This is a genomic window from Streptomyces sp. NPDC028368 (assembly GCF_055565615.1).
Map to the genome: position 1 here is coordinate 283,480 of NZ_JBVHTY010000009.1, position 13,926 is coordinate 297,405.

The 13,926-nt window shown below is 70.3% G+C and carries 15 protein-coding genes and 1 pseudogene; 9 read left to right on the forward strand and 7 right to left on the reverse strand.

Going from position 1 to position 13,926, the window contains the following annotated elements; genetic code table 11:
* Positions 1-29: 29 nt before the first annotated feature.
* The 5 genes and pseudogenes from ACZ4S3_RS22680 to ACZ4S3_RS22700 form a co-directional block, all read right to left on the reverse strand.
* Positions 30-1,520: an FAD-binding oxidoreductase gene (locus ACZ4S3_RS22680; protein WP_467936928.1), complete on the reverse strand. Its 1,491-nt coding sequence runs from the start codon at positions 1,518-1,520 to the stop codon at positions 30-32.
* A gap of 548 nt (positions 1,521-2,068) precedes the next feature.
* Entirely contained in the window at positions 2,069-2,737 is a 669-nt protein-coding gene (locus ACZ4S3_RS22685; RefSeq protein ID WP_467936930.1) for a DNA-3-methyladenine glycosylase I, read from the reverse strand.
* 43 nt (positions 2,738-2,780) lie between these two features.
* Complete coding sequence (locus ACZ4S3_RS22690) at positions 2,781-3,062, reverse strand: metal-binding protein (RefSeq protein WP_467936932.1); 282 nt, start codon at positions 3,060-3,062, stop codon at positions 2,781-2,783.
* A gap of 58 nt (positions 3,063-3,120) precedes the next feature.
* Complete coding sequence (locus ACZ4S3_RS22695) at positions 3,121-3,507, reverse strand: VOC family protein (protein WP_467936934.1); 387 nt, start codon at positions 3,505-3,507, stop codon at positions 3,121-3,123.
* Between the two features lie 218 nt (positions 3,508-3,725).
* A pseudogene (locus ACZ4S3_RS22700) lies at positions 3,726-3,911 on the reverse strand (nitroreductase/quinone reductase family protein); the annotation flags it as partial.
* A gap of 698 nt (positions 3,912-4,609) precedes the next feature.
* On the opposite strand from ACZ4S3_RS22700, the gene ACZ4S3_RS22705 reads away from it, so the two are divergent.
* From ACZ4S3_RS22705 to ACZ4S3_RS22745, 9 genes are all read left to right on the forward strand, one after another.
* A complete protein-coding gene (locus ACZ4S3_RS22705; RefSeq protein WP_467936936.1) occupies positions 4,610-5,137 on the forward strand; it encodes a MerR family transcriptional regulator in 528 nt (175 codons plus the stop codon).
* Entirely contained in the window at positions 5,137-5,475 is a 339-nt protein-coding gene (trxA, locus tag ACZ4S3_RS22710) for a thioredoxin (RefSeq protein WP_467936938.1), read from the forward strand. The genes ACZ4S3_RS22705 and trxA overlap by 1 nt, the downstream gene beginning before the upstream one ends.
* Positions 5,476-6,106: 631 nt before the next feature.
* A complete protein-coding gene (locus ACZ4S3_RS22715; RefSeq protein WP_467936940.1) occupies positions 6,107-6,412 on the forward strand; it encodes a hypothetical protein in 306 nt (101 codons plus the stop codon).
* Between the two features lie 51 nt (positions 6,413-6,463).
* Positions 6,464-6,997 (forward strand): hypothetical protein, encoded by a 534-nt coding sequence (locus tag ACZ4S3_RS22720; RefSeq protein ID WP_467936942.1) that lies wholly within the window; start codon positions 6,464-6,466, stop codon positions 6,995-6,997.
* A gap of 281 nt (positions 6,998-7,278) precedes the next feature.
* Positions 7,279-8,553 (forward strand): VWA domain-containing protein, encoded by a 1,275-nt coding sequence (locus ACZ4S3_RS22725; protein ID WP_467936944.1) that lies wholly within the window; start codon positions 7,279-7,281, stop codon positions 8,551-8,553.
* Positions 8,553-9,527: a hypothetical protein gene (locus tag ACZ4S3_RS22730; protein ID WP_467936946.1), complete on the forward strand. Its 975-nt coding sequence runs from the start codon at positions 8,553-8,555 to the stop codon at positions 9,525-9,527. Before ACZ4S3_RS22725 ends, ACZ4S3_RS22730 begins: the two co-directional genes overlap by 1 nt.
* Positions 9,528-9,765: 238 nt before the next feature.
* Positions 9,766-10,653 (forward strand): universal stress protein, encoded by an 888-nt coding sequence (locus ACZ4S3_RS22735; protein ID WP_467936948.1) that lies wholly within the window; start codon positions 9,766-9,768, stop codon positions 10,651-10,653.
* A 31-nt stretch (positions 10,654-10,684) separates the two neighbouring features.
* Positions 10,685-10,984, forward strand: coding sequence for a dsRBD fold-containing protein (locus ACZ4S3_RS22740; protein ID WP_467936950.1), 300 nt, complete (start codon positions 10,685-10,687; stop codon positions 10,982-10,984).
* A 247-nt stretch (positions 10,985-11,231) separates the two neighbouring features.
* Complete coding sequence (locus ACZ4S3_RS22745) at positions 11,232-11,822, forward strand: Rv1733c family protein (RefSeq protein WP_467936952.1); 591 nt, start codon at positions 11,232-11,234, stop codon at positions 11,820-11,822.
* 68 nt (positions 11,823-11,890) lie between these two features.
* On the opposite strand, the gene ACZ4S3_RS22750 is transcribed toward ACZ4S3_RS22745, so the two are convergent.
* Positions 11,891-13,291 carry a tetratricopeptide repeat protein gene (locus ACZ4S3_RS22750; protein ID WP_467936954.1) on the reverse strand — a complete coding sequence of 467 codons (1,401 nt, stop codon included), beginning with the start codon at positions 13,289-13,291 and terminating at the stop codon, positions 11,891-11,893.
* Entirely contained in the window at positions 13,288-13,698 is a 411-nt protein-coding gene (locus tag ACZ4S3_RS22755) for a hypothetical protein (protein ID WP_467936956.1), read from the reverse strand. The genes ACZ4S3_RS22750 and ACZ4S3_RS22755 overlap by 4 nt, the downstream gene beginning before the upstream one ends.
* Positions 13,699-13,926 lie beyond the last annotated feature (228 nt).

Here is a 13,926-nt window from a genome sequence, read left to right on the forward strand (position 1 = left end):
GGTGCGGCATCACGGTGCGGCAGGTGCACCTACGGCAGGCGTACCGACTGGCCGTGGTTGAAGCGGTTGCCCGGGTCCCATTTCGCCTTGACCTGCTGCATGCGGGGATAGTTGTTCCCGAAATACAGGGTGTGCCACGGCACTCCGGACGTGTTGTGCTGCGGGTCGTTGAGATCGATGTCGGCGTAGTTGATGTAGCAGCCGTCGGTGGTCTCGTCGAGGACCGGCACACCACCCGTCTTCTGGTATACGCCTTCATAGAAGGACCGCAGCCAGGAGATGTTGGCGTCGTCGTCGGCCGGGCTATTCCAGTACGTCTGGTACAGCAGCTTGAAACGTGAATCACGGTGCACGCTTGCGGTGTCTCCCGGCTTCACGCTGTTCACCGCACAGCCGAAGGAACTGAACTGCACCATGGCCCGCGGGTTTTCGAGATCCGTATGAGCCAGGTGCTCATACATCGCCTCGATCTGTGCGTCGGTCACATCCTGCTTGTTGTAGGCCGACTTGTAGTCCGCACGCAGCGTCGGGTCGACCAGCGTGCTGGTGGTGGTGCCGAAGTACCGCGTGGCCTGCAGCCATGGCAGCCGCTGCGGTTTGTGGTACTGGGGCATCGGCTTGTGTTCACCCATGGAGTTGGTGACGGGACCGTGCTCGATATCGACGCCTTCGGTCACCGCGGCGATATAGGCCTCCAGCAGCTTCTCCGCATTCGGAGTGGTGGCGTCGAACTGAGACACCAGACCGATCTGGCCGTTGGACTTGTGATTGAGCAGAAGGGAGCTCATCAGCCCGCTGTACGCACTGCCGGGCGCGGAGTTCTCGTCCGCAATGTGCCAGGCCGTGTAATTCCGGATGAGCCGGGTGAACGCTTCCTTGGTCATGTCCTCCCAGGGCCAGGCAAGGGCACTGATCAGCACCTCGCTCGGCGGCTTGATGAGCGCCTGCTCCGGCCGGCGGCCGGTGGCCTGCGGGGAGCGGAACCAATACCGGGTGATCACGCCGAAGTTACCGCCGCCGGCTCCGGTGTGGGCCCACCACAGATCGCGGTTGGGGTCGGACTCCTCGCGCGTGGCGACCACGGTACGGGCGGTGCCGTGAGCGTCGACCACGACGACCTCGACCGCGTAGAGGTGGTCGATGATCAGGCCGTTCCGGCGGGCGAGCATGCCCCATCCGCCACCGCTGACATGGCCGCCCACGCCCACCGAATAACACATGCCGCCGGGGACGGTGACGCCCCACACCTTGTACAGCCGCTCATAGACATCGAGCAGCGTCGCGCCGGCTTCCACAGCGAATGCGGAGAACCGGTCGTCGTAGTAGACCGAAGTCATCTCCGACATGTCGATCACTAATTGGGTTTCGGCGTTGAAGACGAAGTTTTCGTAGCAGTGCCCGCCGCTGCGGACCGTCAGTTTCTTGCCGGCCCGTACGGCTTCTTGCACCACGGTCTGCACCTGCTGAGTGGAATCGACCATCCGTACGGATTCCGGCCGCCCGACCCAGCGTTGGTTCATACCGCGGACCAGGTCCCCGTAACGCGGATCGGCCGCCCCGATCGTCGTCGCGGAAAACTCGGCCGCAGGAGGGTTCTCGGGCGTACGCCCCCTGGGCCCCCCGCCCCGTGCCTGATCCTCGTGTTCGTTCGTCATGATTGTTGTCGAGCCCTTCCTGAGTGAATTGCCCCGGACCTACTCGAACCCCTTGAGACAGGAATCCCTGCCGTCCGCAAAGCAGCAACGGACGATGGGCGCGAACGCCACCAGGGCCGAAGGTGCGACCGCCGCGATCACATGTCGTATCGCAAACAGAGAAAGCGCACGGAGCGCCAATGAACAGATCTCCCCCCGGATCCTGGACTCCCCCCAACACCCGACATGGGGAACTCAATGCCCCAGTCCTAAAAAGGAGTCACCGCGATAATGAGACGCGGGCCACAGGATTTCAAGCCGATCGGGGGTATCCCTGCGCAGTGTTTGCCATACCGACAAGAGGTCGTGACAGAACTGGCGCAAAACACCGCCCGGAGGGCGAAATCGGAGTTCCGCCCTCCGGCTACGGCACCTCAGTGGCGGCCGGGTGCCTGCTCGTCATGCTGTCCGGAAGACCCGCGTCGATGGCACCCCACCAGATGCGTATCGACCAGTCCGATGGCCTCCATGAGGGCGTAACTGGTGGTGGGGCCGACGAACCGGAAGCCGGATGACCGCAGTTCGGCCGCCAGTGCCTTCGACTCGGCGGTCTTGGTGGGCACTTCGGAAACCGTACGGGGCACCGGGGTGCGGCCGGGCTTATGGGACCAGATCAGCCGATCGAGCCCGCCGTTCTGCCGCAGGACCAGCACGGCGCGGGCGTTGGTGCGCGCCGCTTCGATCTTCGCCCGGTTGCGGACGATCCCGGCGTCGCCCATGAGGCGTTCGACATCCCCGTCCGTATACGCCGCCACGGCCTCCGGATCGAACCCGTCGAACGCCGCGCGGAAGGCCGGACGCTTGGCGAGGATGGTCAGCCAGCTCAGCCCGGACTGAAAGGCCTCCAGGGTGATCCGCTCGAAGAGCGCCTGTTCGCCACGGACCGGCAGCCCCCATTCGGTGTCGTGGTAGTCCCTGTTGAGCGGGTGCGAGACGGCCCACACGCAACGCCCGAGCCCGTCCTCCCCTACGACGGCTTCCCCTACGACGGCTTCCCCTTTCGCCGGACGGGCGGGTGTCTCGCTGCCGGTTGTACTGGTCACGCACTCACTCTCTTTCCGGGGCCCGCCCGCACCGGGCGGGCCCTCACGCTGCGCCGTCCCGGACCTTCCAGCGCGCGTACTGCCGGGGCAGACACACCGCGCACGGCCGGTACCCCGCCGCCACAGCCGTGGTTTCGTCGGCGAAGAAGATCCGGTGCCGTACGTAATGACCGCGGGCGATGGCGCGCAGCGCGGAGGGGCAGTCGAGCCGCCCGTACAGCTTTCCCGGCCGATAGCCGCCCAGAGAGCCGGGTGTGGCGCTCACGTAGGGACGGCCGTCACGCCCTATGAGCGTGTACGTCGCGTCCCCCGTGAGTCTCTCCATGGCGAAGCCGAGTCTGCCCGCACCGCACCCCAAGGTCCGGCGGTATTCGGACATCGTCCTAGCGCTCGGCATCCTCCGGGTACCAGCGCAGCTCAACGGTGTTGCCATCGGGGTCCGCTACGTAGATCGACTGCGCCTCGCCCCGCGCACCGTAACGGCCGACCGGGCCTTCCAGCACGGGGAAGATGCCCGAGTCGACGATTTCCTGCCAGTCCAGCGGCTCCACGACCAGGCAGATGTGGTCCACATTGGACTCGCCTCGGGGCCGGTCGACCAGATCGATGATCGTGGTCGGACTGACCCGGACCGACGGGAACGGGACCTTACCGGCCCGCCATTCGTCCACCCTGTCGGGCTCCAGGCCGAGCGGACCGCAGTAGAAGTCCAGCGCGCGCTCGACGTCCTGAACGTTGAGCACCAGATGATCGAAATCCTTGACTCGCATGGGGAAATGCAACCTTTCCATGGGGTGAATCGGTATCGGTATCGGTATCCGTAACAGCATCCGCCGCCGACCGTTCGGGATCGGCGGCAGATACGAGGAGGTGGTGACGGGCGAGGTCAGCCGAGGCGCGCCGTGACCTCACCGCCTGCGAGAGCCAAGCGGCCTGACGCTCAGGTGGTGACGCTTTCGGCCGTCTCCGCTGCCGGCGGTGGCGGTGGCGGGACCGTGTGCTCCTCCCCCAACTTCGCGCCGGTGGTGGTCAGCAGGAGGAGGTCACCGCCCGCGAAGGGGCCACCGACCCTGCCCTCGTTGGCTCGGAATTCCTCGATTATCGACTGGTTGAAGGGGTTGGACGACGGCTTTTTGGACCACGGCTTTGGGGTGGACGACGACTGCTTGGTCATGCGGTGTGGGTTCTCCAGACAGGCTGATGACGGCCTTCTAGCGGCCGGGTGCGCAGCAGTGCGGGTGGCGCGCCGCGATGCGGGTGAAGTGCAGGGATGCGGGTGATCTGCAGGCATGCAGGCGCTGTGCGGCACGTGGTGGTCGCGGGGTGGCCCTTGGCCCGGAACCGGGTGTCGCCAGGAAGCGGGGCGAACCGCCGGCCGCTGAGGCGGCGGCCTGAGGTGACGTACGGACGTCACATCGCCTCAGACACCGCAGACACCTCAGACACCGCAGACACCGCGACCATGGCAGACATGACAGACATGGCCATGTCAGACACCAGGAAGGGAACAGGAAGGGAAAGGGACGACGCGCGGACGCGCTCACATCGGATGCGGATGCGGATGCTCAGATGCGGATGATGCTCAGATGCGGGGTGCGGAGTATGAACTCATGGCGCGGTCCCTCGATGCATGGTGGTCGCCCAACACCGATCAGCCCACTGCTCTTTGGTCGGCGGCACGCGCCACGCGCCTCATTGCAGTCACCGTGGCGTCGTGTGTCAACGCGGAGCCCTGCGGTACCGGACCTGCGGTACCAGCCCAGCGGTCCCGGCTCTCCGGCCTGCGCGGCGGTCCTGCTGGCCTTGACGTCAGGGTCAAGGTCTACCGTCCATCGGAATCGGTCATGGACTTGCCGCAGGGAGGGTTCGCAGATGCGGATCGGCGATCTGGCACAGCGCGCGGGGACGACTACGCGCGCACTGCGCTACTACGAGTCGCGGGGGCTGCTCACCGCCGGGCGGGATGGCCACGGCTATCGCGAATACGGCGAGGACGATCTCCGGGTGCTGCGGCAGATCCAGGTGCTGCAGGATCTCGGTTTTGAGCTGGAGGACACCCGGCCGTTCGTGGAGTGCCTCCAGGCGGGGCATCCGACGGGCGACGCCTGCCCCGCCTCGATCGACGTCTATCGCAGAAAGCTCACCGAACTCGACCGCTGCATCGCGGAACTTCAGGACGTACGGGAGTCGCTGCAGCGGCAGTTGGGGCGTGCCCAGGCCGAGACGGATGCCGAGGCAGAGATAGAGGCGGAGGCAGAGGCAGAGGCAGCAGCCGAGGCAGGGGTAGCGGCCAAGGACAGCCTGATCGCTGGACCTGTACCGACGGCCGCCCCGCTGTGTGAGCTGTCGTCCTTCGGCCGGTCGGCCGCCCCCGTACCCCCACCACACCAGGAGCACTGATGCCGCAGACGTACGACGCCGCCGTTCTGTCCGTAACGGACGAGACCTTCGCAGAGGAGGTGCTGCGCTCGGAGCTTCCCGTCCTCGTGGAATTCACCGCCAGTTGGTGCGGGCCGTGCCGGATGATCGCGCCGGTGCTGGCGGCGATGGCCGAGGAAGAAGTGGGGCGCCTCAAGATCGTTGAGCTTGATGTGGACAGCAATCCGGTGACACAGAGCACGTACGGGGTGCTGTCGATGCCGACGCTGATGGTCTTCCGCGCGGGCGAGCCGGTGAAGTCGTTGGTGGGGGCGCGCCCGAAGCGGCGGTTGCAGCAAGAACTTGCGGATGTGGTGTGACGTGCGCCGTCGGCCACCTTGAGCAGCGGCCTTCGGGTTGCACTCCCTTGACAGCCATCAGCGGCCGGAGAGGCCTGAGGGGCTGAGTGTCCCGGTGGCCCCCGGGAAGCAGAGAAGTGCGGAATCCGGGGGGACCGGGGAACGGGGGAAGCATGGTGGGGATCGCGCCTGCGCCCATGTCAGTGTCCGCGGCTGCCTGTGGCAGCGCCGGACGGCGGATGAGGTGGCGGGCCGCCGGGCTCGCGTTAAGTCTGGTCCTCATAACGGCGCTGGCGGGGTGTTCGGCGGACGGAGGGAAGGACGGTGCCGCGGGCGGATCTGCGAGCCCGTCAGCCGCGGCAGCGCCGTCCGCCAGTGCGACCCCGGCCATTGAGCCCGCCGCCTATCGCCGCACGCTGACCACCGCGCTCGGACCGCTCAACAGTGCCCTGCGCGCGGTCGACCGGGCACACGAAGGCGGGGCGCTGAACAAGGCGCTGGAGGCTGCGGCCGGCACAGCAGAGGCTTCGGCCGAAGCGTTGGACGGCGCGCAGACCCCGGACAACGCCACCGCGGGAAACGGTCAACTTGCCGCCGCTCTACGCACATTGGCCGGCTGATCATCAACAACGGCACCGGCACCGACGCCGTGGTGACGCTGACCCGCGGCAAGCGGACGGCGTTCTCGGTGTATGTCCACCAGGGCGCCGATACGACCGTACGCAGCGTCAACAGCGGCTCGTACACGGTGTATTTCACCACTGGGGAGGACTGGGACGGCGGCAAGCGGTCCTTCACGCGCGGGTGCAGCTTCCAGAAGTTCGACGACACGGCGGACTTCCGGACGGTCCAGGTCGCGGGCGGGACGCAGTACACGGTGCTGAGCTTCACGCTGAACAAGGTGATCGGCGGCAATGCGACGACGAGCGAGGTTCCGCCGGGGCGGTTCCCCTCGTAACGGCACCTCGGCGGCAGACCCCCGCGGGGCGGCTGGGTATTGTGACGCGGCGTGGGCGACAGCACGATGTGGACTCTGGCGATCGCGGCGCTGACCGGGGGCACCGCGGTGCTCGCCAGCTGGGTCACCAGCCGCGGCAGCACGCGGGCCGCCAGGATCCAGGCGGAGATCGCCGCACGATCGCAGCGTGCCGAACGGCTGCGTGAGAGCCGCCGCGCCGCTTATCTCGATCTGATCGAACAGACCCACCTCATGGGCGAGTTGTTCTGGGAGATATCCGCCACGCTCCTCCTCCCGGACTCCACGGAACGCACCGCCGCCCTCCGCACGCAGTACGACCGCCAGGTCTCCGAGTACGTGAAGATCCGCCGCTGCGCTCGCGTCGTCGAACTGGAGGGCCCGCCCCGGGCGGCCGAGGCCGCGCTCGCCCTGCAAAAAGCTACCGGGCCTTTCCATGAGGCCCTCAAGGCAGGTCTTGACGGGGAACCGGACAGCCATCCCGCGTTCGACACCGCTTTCAGCCCTTTCTGGACGAAGTTGGAAGACTTTGTCGAGGCGGCCCGCGTCGCCCACCAGTGGGAGTGAGCGGCGGTAGGAAGTTGCAGCACGGACTTGCGGCAAGGACCTGCGGCACGGACTTGCGGCACGGACTTGCACCACGGAGTTGCGGAAAGAGATTGCAGCGGCATCCCGCACGCCCTGCGCAACATCTTGCGCAACGTCCCCCCGCCTCCGGTACGAGCATCGTGCGGAACTCCGCACCGCACGGCTGGGCCGCGGGGGCGGAAGTCCTCGGTCAGGCGCCGCAAAAAGGCCCGTAAACAGGCCGTTTTGGCGCCGGGGCGAAACCTCAATACGATCCGGCGATGATCATAAGAAAACGGCTGGCGGCCGGGGTGTGCGGCCTGCTCGCCGCCCTGGCCGTCGGACTCCTTCCCGGTTCCGCCGTCGCGGACGAGCCCGATGCGAAGCCATCCCCCAAGGTCGAGTTGGTGCTCGACGTCAGCGGCTCGATGCGGGCCCGCGACATCGACGGACAGTCGCGGATGTCCGCCGCGAAGCAGGCGTTCAACGAGGTGCTGGACGCGGTGCCGCACGAGGTGCGGCTCGGGATCCGCACCCTCGGCGCCAACTACCCCGGTGAGGACCGCAAGCGCGGCTGCAAGGACACCAAGCAGCTCTACCCGGTCGGCCCGCTCGACCGGACCGAGGCGAAGACGGCGGTGGCAACGCTCGCCCCCACCGGCTGGACGCCGATCGGACCGGCCCTGCTGGGCGCGGCCGATGACCTCAAGGGCGGCGACGCGACCCGCAGGATCGTCCTGATCACGGACGGCGAGGACACCTGCGCCCCGCTCGACCCCTGCGAAGTGGCGCGCGACATCGCGGCCCAGGGCATCCATCTCACCGTCGACACACTCGGTCTGCTGCCGGATGCCAAGACCCGTAACCAGCTCAGCTGCATCGCCGAGGCCACCGGTGGTACGTACACCTCGGTGCAGCACACCGGCGAACTCCGCGACCGGGTCCACCAGTTGGTGGACAGAGCAGCCCATCCCGTCGCGACCCCGGTGGCGGCCAAGGGCGCGCAGCAGTGTGAGGGTGCGCCCAAGCTCATGTCCGGGCTCTACAGCGACCGGGAGAAGTTCGCCGAGCACCGCTGGTACCGGGTGGATGTCCGGCCGGGGCAGGAGCTGCGGGCATCGGTGAGCGTCGGCGCGGACCGCGCGGTCAACAACGACTACGGGGTGTTGCTACAGGCCTCGACGGTCCATGGCCGGGAAATCGTGCGGGGCTCGGAGGCGGGCAGCGGACGGACCGATGTGATCTCGTCCGGGCTGCGTTACCCCAAGCCGCCGGCCGATGCCCCCGACGGCGCCGACAAGCCCGCGGCGGAGACCGTGTGTCTGCAGGTCAGCAACTCCTTCTCGGCGCCGGCCTCGGTCAAGACCGAGCCCGGTCTGCCGCTCGAGCTGACCGTCGACCTGGTGGACGCACCGCATGACGCCGCCGACGCGGCCTCCTTCGGCCTGGGACGCGGCTGGTGGCTGCTGGGCGCGCTGGTGCTGACCGGCCTGGTCGCCGGGCTGCTGTGGGGCTGGATCTCGCGCTGGCGCGTTTCCGTCTGGAGGACCAACTGATGCGTACCGTACGTGGGCTGACAGGCCGAGTACTGACCGGCCGAGTACTGACCGGCCGAGTACTGACCGGCCGTGTACTGGCAGGCCGGGTGCCGGCCGGACGAGCACTGGCCTCTTTCGTGGTGGCGGGGGCCGCGCTCTTCGGGGCGGCCGGCGTCGCCTCGGCGGAGAGCCCCACCCCGAGCTCCAGCGCCTCCGGTGCGGACGAAAGCGCCGACGGGCCGACCGAGGCGGGTACGTCGTTCCGTACCGCGACCGCGGTCCAGCCCGGCCGGCGGGCCACGGCCAGCGCCTCCACCGGCGACTACCTCTACTGGGTGGTCCCGGTGGACCAGGGGCAGCGGGCCACGGTGAAGGCCAAGGTGACGCTGCCCAAGGCCGCCCGGCACGGTGCCGCGACCTGGCAGCTCGATGTGTACGACGGGCTGCGGCGCCGCCAGCCGTGCCGGTACGGCGCCCAGACCCGGGCGGCGGCGCAGGACGCGGCCACCGTGGAGCTCTCCTGCACCCTGCGTACGGTCCGCGGCTGGGCGGAACCGTGGGCCAACGATCCGCTGCCGGGGAGCTACTACGTGCGGCTGACGGTCGTGGATCTGCCGCAGGCGGACCTCGGGCTGCCGGTGCACGCCGAGGTCCGGGCCGATACGGCCGATGCGGGCGGTGCGCAGGCCGTTGACGGCTCGCTCGCCGCGCCGCTCGTAGCGGGCGCGGGCGCCACGACACCGCAGGACGATGCGACACCGCAGGATGGCGTAACACCGCAAGATGACGCGACACCGCAGGATGACGCCAGCGCGTCGCCGGATCAGCCGACGGCCTTGGCCGGGCCGGACGACGGCTGGTCCTCCGGATGGTGGTCCGACCGCTGGATCTGGACGGCGGTCGGCGGGCTGCTCGCGGCCCTGGCCGGGATCGGGGGCTACTCCCTGACCCGCGGCTCGGGCCGTCCGGCACGGGTGCCGCCGGGCGCCTGAGACCTGCCACACCCCCCTACGGAAGTGACCGCGGCCCCGCGCCGCGGTCACTTCCGTAGGGGGTTCCGCGTCATCCGCAAGGGGATCGCCGCTCTCGGCCACGCCCTGCCCCGGACGGCATCCGGGACTCCGCGAGACCGCCCGCCGCCGTCCGGCGGCCCTCACCCCGGGGAGCGTGGCGACGAGGCAGGAGCGGGAGGAGTGGCTCACGTCGCGGGTGCGGAGGAAGGTAGAGGGTGTGGAACGGAGCGAGGCCATGAAGGACGTCATCACCGTCGGCCTGGACGGTACGCCCGAGTCACTGTCCGCGGCGCGATGGGCGGCGCAGGAAGCACGGCTGCGCAACGCCCGGCTGCGGCTGCTGCACGCGTGGGTGCTGCTGGCGCCGGAGCCGGCCCCCGGCACCCCCGACGAACAGGATCAGAACTACTGGCCGCACCGGATCATGACGGAGGCGCGGGAGACCGTACGAGCCCAGGAGCCGGACCTGCCGCTGGACGAGGCCCTGGTGACGAAGGACCCACTGGAGGGCCTGAAGGAGGCCGCCGCGGAGTCGGATCTGCTGGTGCTCGGATCCCGGGACCTGGGCCCGCTCTCGCGCTATGTGCTGGGCGAGATCGGTCTGCAGATGGTGGCGCGCACCGAGACCCCCGTCGTTCTCGTACGGGCCCGGCACGAAACGGCGGCGATCGAACGCAACGGCGATGTGGTGGTCGGGCTGAGCCTGCACGAGCCCTGCGAGGAGCTGCTGTCCTTCGCCTTCCACAGCGCCGCACGCCGGGGTGTCACGCTACGCGTCGTACACGGCCAGCACCTTCCGGCGCATGCGTACAACCGCGGTGGCGGTGTGGAGCCGTACGCGGCGGAGGTGGCGGCGAAGGATACGCAGCGGGACCTCGCCGAGGCGCTGCGGCCCTGGCGGGAGAAGTTCCCCGATGTGCGGGTGGACGCCCGGGTGGAGCTGGAGAGTCCGGCGCCGGCGCTGCTGCATGACGCGGTGGACGCCGGGCTGCTCATCGTCGGGCGCCGGCACAAGCGCCGGATGCTGGTGCCGCGGATCGGGCATGTGGTGCAGGCGGCCGTCCACCATGCCCCGTGTGCGGTGGCGGTGGTGCCGCACGAGTGACCGGCCGGCGGGACGAAGCGGGAGGCAGACCATGGCGACGACAGCGCAGTGGGACGTCCATCTGTACCTGTCCGAGGAGGACGGAACGACCAAGGCGCGGGTGGAGCTGGACACCGGCATCATCGCGCTCACCGGATACGGCACCGCCCGGTGCAGCCCCCAGGACGTGGATGTGCCGGTGATCGGGGACGAGCTGGCGGCCGGCCGCGCGATGCACGACCTGGGCGCGAAGCTGATCCGGGTGGCCGACCACGACATGGCGGGCATCGGCGCACCGCCGCCCGAGCGCGCGCCGCGGGAGGCGTACGGCTGGATGAACGAGATGGCCTGACGAGATGGCCCGAGGGAAAGCGAGCCGGCCTGCCGGCGACGTCCGGACGTGGACGTGGTGCCGGCGGGGCTGCGTGAGCGTCTGGCCGCGCTGAGCGGCCGCCCCGGCGCTCCGGCCGGTCTGCCGCTCGAAGCCGTGCTGCCGGTGGCAGTGAGCGGCCGGCGACGACGGCGCGTGGCGCGGTCACGCTCCGCCGGGCCCATGGGACCTGCGACGGTCGCTACACAGCGAAAGGCGGTGGTGCGCGATGCCGCTCCAGGCGTTCCTGTCGCGGTTCCGGCGCGGCCCGCTGCGGCGCGGCTGCGATGTGGCGGAGTCCTGGCTGGTATCGGCCACCGTGCTGCTGACGGTGGTCGCGGCCCCGGCTGCCGGGGTGACCGCGGCGAACGCGGTGGCCGACGCCGCCGCCCGGCAAAGCCGCGACCAGCACGGCGTCGCGGCCGTACTGACCGGAAATCCGCCCACCCCCGTCGGGGCCGACCCCACGGGCGGCGTCGGCGGCCGGGTGCATGCGACGGTGCGGTGGACCGCCGCCGACGGCACGTCGCGTACGGGAGAGACCACGGTGCCCGTCGCCCTGAGGGCGGGTGACCGGACCACGGTCTGGCTCAACGGGCACGGTGCACTGCTGCGGGACCCCGTATCCGGAGCGCAGGCCCTGGGGCAGGGCATCACGGTCGGCGCGGTGGCGGCGAGCGGCACCTGCCTGCTGTTCCTCGCCGTGGAGCGGGCCGGCGCCGCGCTGCTCAACCGCCGCCGTTACGCGCTGTGGGAGAAGGAATGGGCGGACAGCGACGCCCGGTCCCAGTGGGGCCGGCGCCGCGGGGCAGGCCCGTAGGCCGCCGGCCCCTCGCCGACGTCGATGAGCGGGCTCCAGCGGCATCGGGCCGCTGGGCTCCCCGCCCCTCAGGGCGACCGCTGTTCGAGGAGCGCCCGCGCGGCCCGTGTATGCGGATGCCTGGCGCCGAAAGCGCCCTCGCAGGCCCGCTCCGCTTCCTCGGCCAGCGTCCGCGCCTCGTCCCAAGTGAGTTTTTCCGGCCGGGACTTGGTGCCCACGGTACGGTCCAGAAAGCGCACCACCGGTGCCGGGAACATCCCCACACCCCGCGACCGGCTCGCGCCTTCTTCCCGCAGGGAGCGGACCGCCGCGGTCATCACCTCCGCATGGACGAGCCGGAGCAGCGCGGCGTCGCGCGGGTGGTCCCGGTCCAGTTCGGCCCGGTGCCGGTAGCTGAGGGCGTCGTGGGCCAGGGAGAGCGCCTCGTGCCACAGACGTTGGCGCCCCAGCGCGCGGGCACGCTGCATCTGGGCAAGCATGAACGCCGGGTGCAGCGCCCCCAGGACCCGCCACCGCAGGCCCACGGCCGAGTGCAGCAGCCGCTCGCTCTCCGCGTAGCGGCGCAGCCCGTACAGGGCGTCGGCCAAGGCGTGCTGCGCGTCGGCGATCTCCTCCAGCGCGTGACAGTCGGCCGAGGAGAGCCCGCTGGTGAACAGGCCTTCGGCGCTCTCCCGGAGGATCTCGGCGAGGGACGGTCCGACGCGGCCGGCCGGCGGCAGGCCGCGCCCGTCCGCCGTCTGCTCCGCCTGTGCGAGCACCGGGCGCAGCAGGGTTTCCGCCTCGTCGAAGTCCCCGCAGCCGACGCGGAGCCGGCCGAGTGCCAGGCCGTCCGCGATCCCGGCCGAGGGGGCCGACTCCGCGATCCGCAGGGCGAACGGCAGCGCGTCCTCGTAGCGCCCGCATCTCGTGTACGCGTCCCGCACCCGGCGTGCGGCGGCGGCCGCCCGCGCCGGGTCGCCGCCGGGGCGCCACAGCAGCGCGCTCACATGCACAGCGAGCAGGTCCAGGGCGGCGCCCTCGGGTGTGTGCAGCAGGGCGTGGACGAGCAAAGCGGCGGCGTACGTGGACAGTTGTGTGCGTTCCTCGTCCGTCAGTTCCCGGGCGTACTCCGCGGCATCCGCCAGGTCCGGCCGCACGCACGGAACGGCTTGCGGCCCGCCCGGCGCGTCCGGCAGCGCACCCGTCACGTCCGGTAGCGCGCTCAGCTCGGCCGCCACCCGGTCCGCCGGCAGCTCCGGCATCCGGACCAAGGCGACGGCCTCGGGAGACAGGACGGACACCGGCAGCGGGGCGTCGGCGAAACACGCCAGCAGATGCCGCAGCGAGAGCTGCCGAAGCGGGCGCCGGGCCGCCTCCCCCTGCTTGGGGGAGGCGTCGTGCTGACAGGTGATGTGCAGATCACGGGCGGCCTGATAGATCCGCGCCGTATCGTGCGCATCGGCCCGCCAGGACGCCTCCTCGCTCGTCAACCCTCCACCCGCAGGTCCCGCCCCGCCTGGTAGATCGTGGCGCCGCCGTCCGCGCGGGCCTGCAACTGCACACCACCCGCGGGGGTTTCGGACGGCAGCGTCCCGCGCGCCGCCTCCAGCACCCGCCGCAGCTCATCGGCGGCCTCCGGGTCGTCGCGCAGCACCCGGCGCAGCCGTCGCTGCCATTCGCCGACCAGTTCACGCTCCGTCTCCTCGCCGCCCGCCCCCGCTCCCCCGGCCTCGATGAGTTCGGCACGGGCCTCGTCGAGGTCCCGCCCGACGGCGTCGGCGTCCGCGGGCCGCAGCCGCCGCCACAACGCGACCACCCCGTCCCGGGCCTGCCCCCAGGCCTCGGTCACCATCAGCCCGACCAGCGTCGTACCCGCACCGGTAAGCATCGGATCCATCGTTCCACCGCCCCGTATCGCCCCTATCGACAACCGAACTCGTAGTCTGCAACGGCCGGTTGAGCCACTCAAGCCTCGCAGCTGGCGCACGGCGCGCCGGGTCGGCACCCGGTTCGGGGCGGCGGCGGGTGTGGCGTATGCGGGCTACAGGTTCCTGCTGCGGCTCGGCCGCGGGCGGTGCGCCAGGGATACGGCGTGAGCGGGCGCGGCCTTGCCCGGCCAACCGCG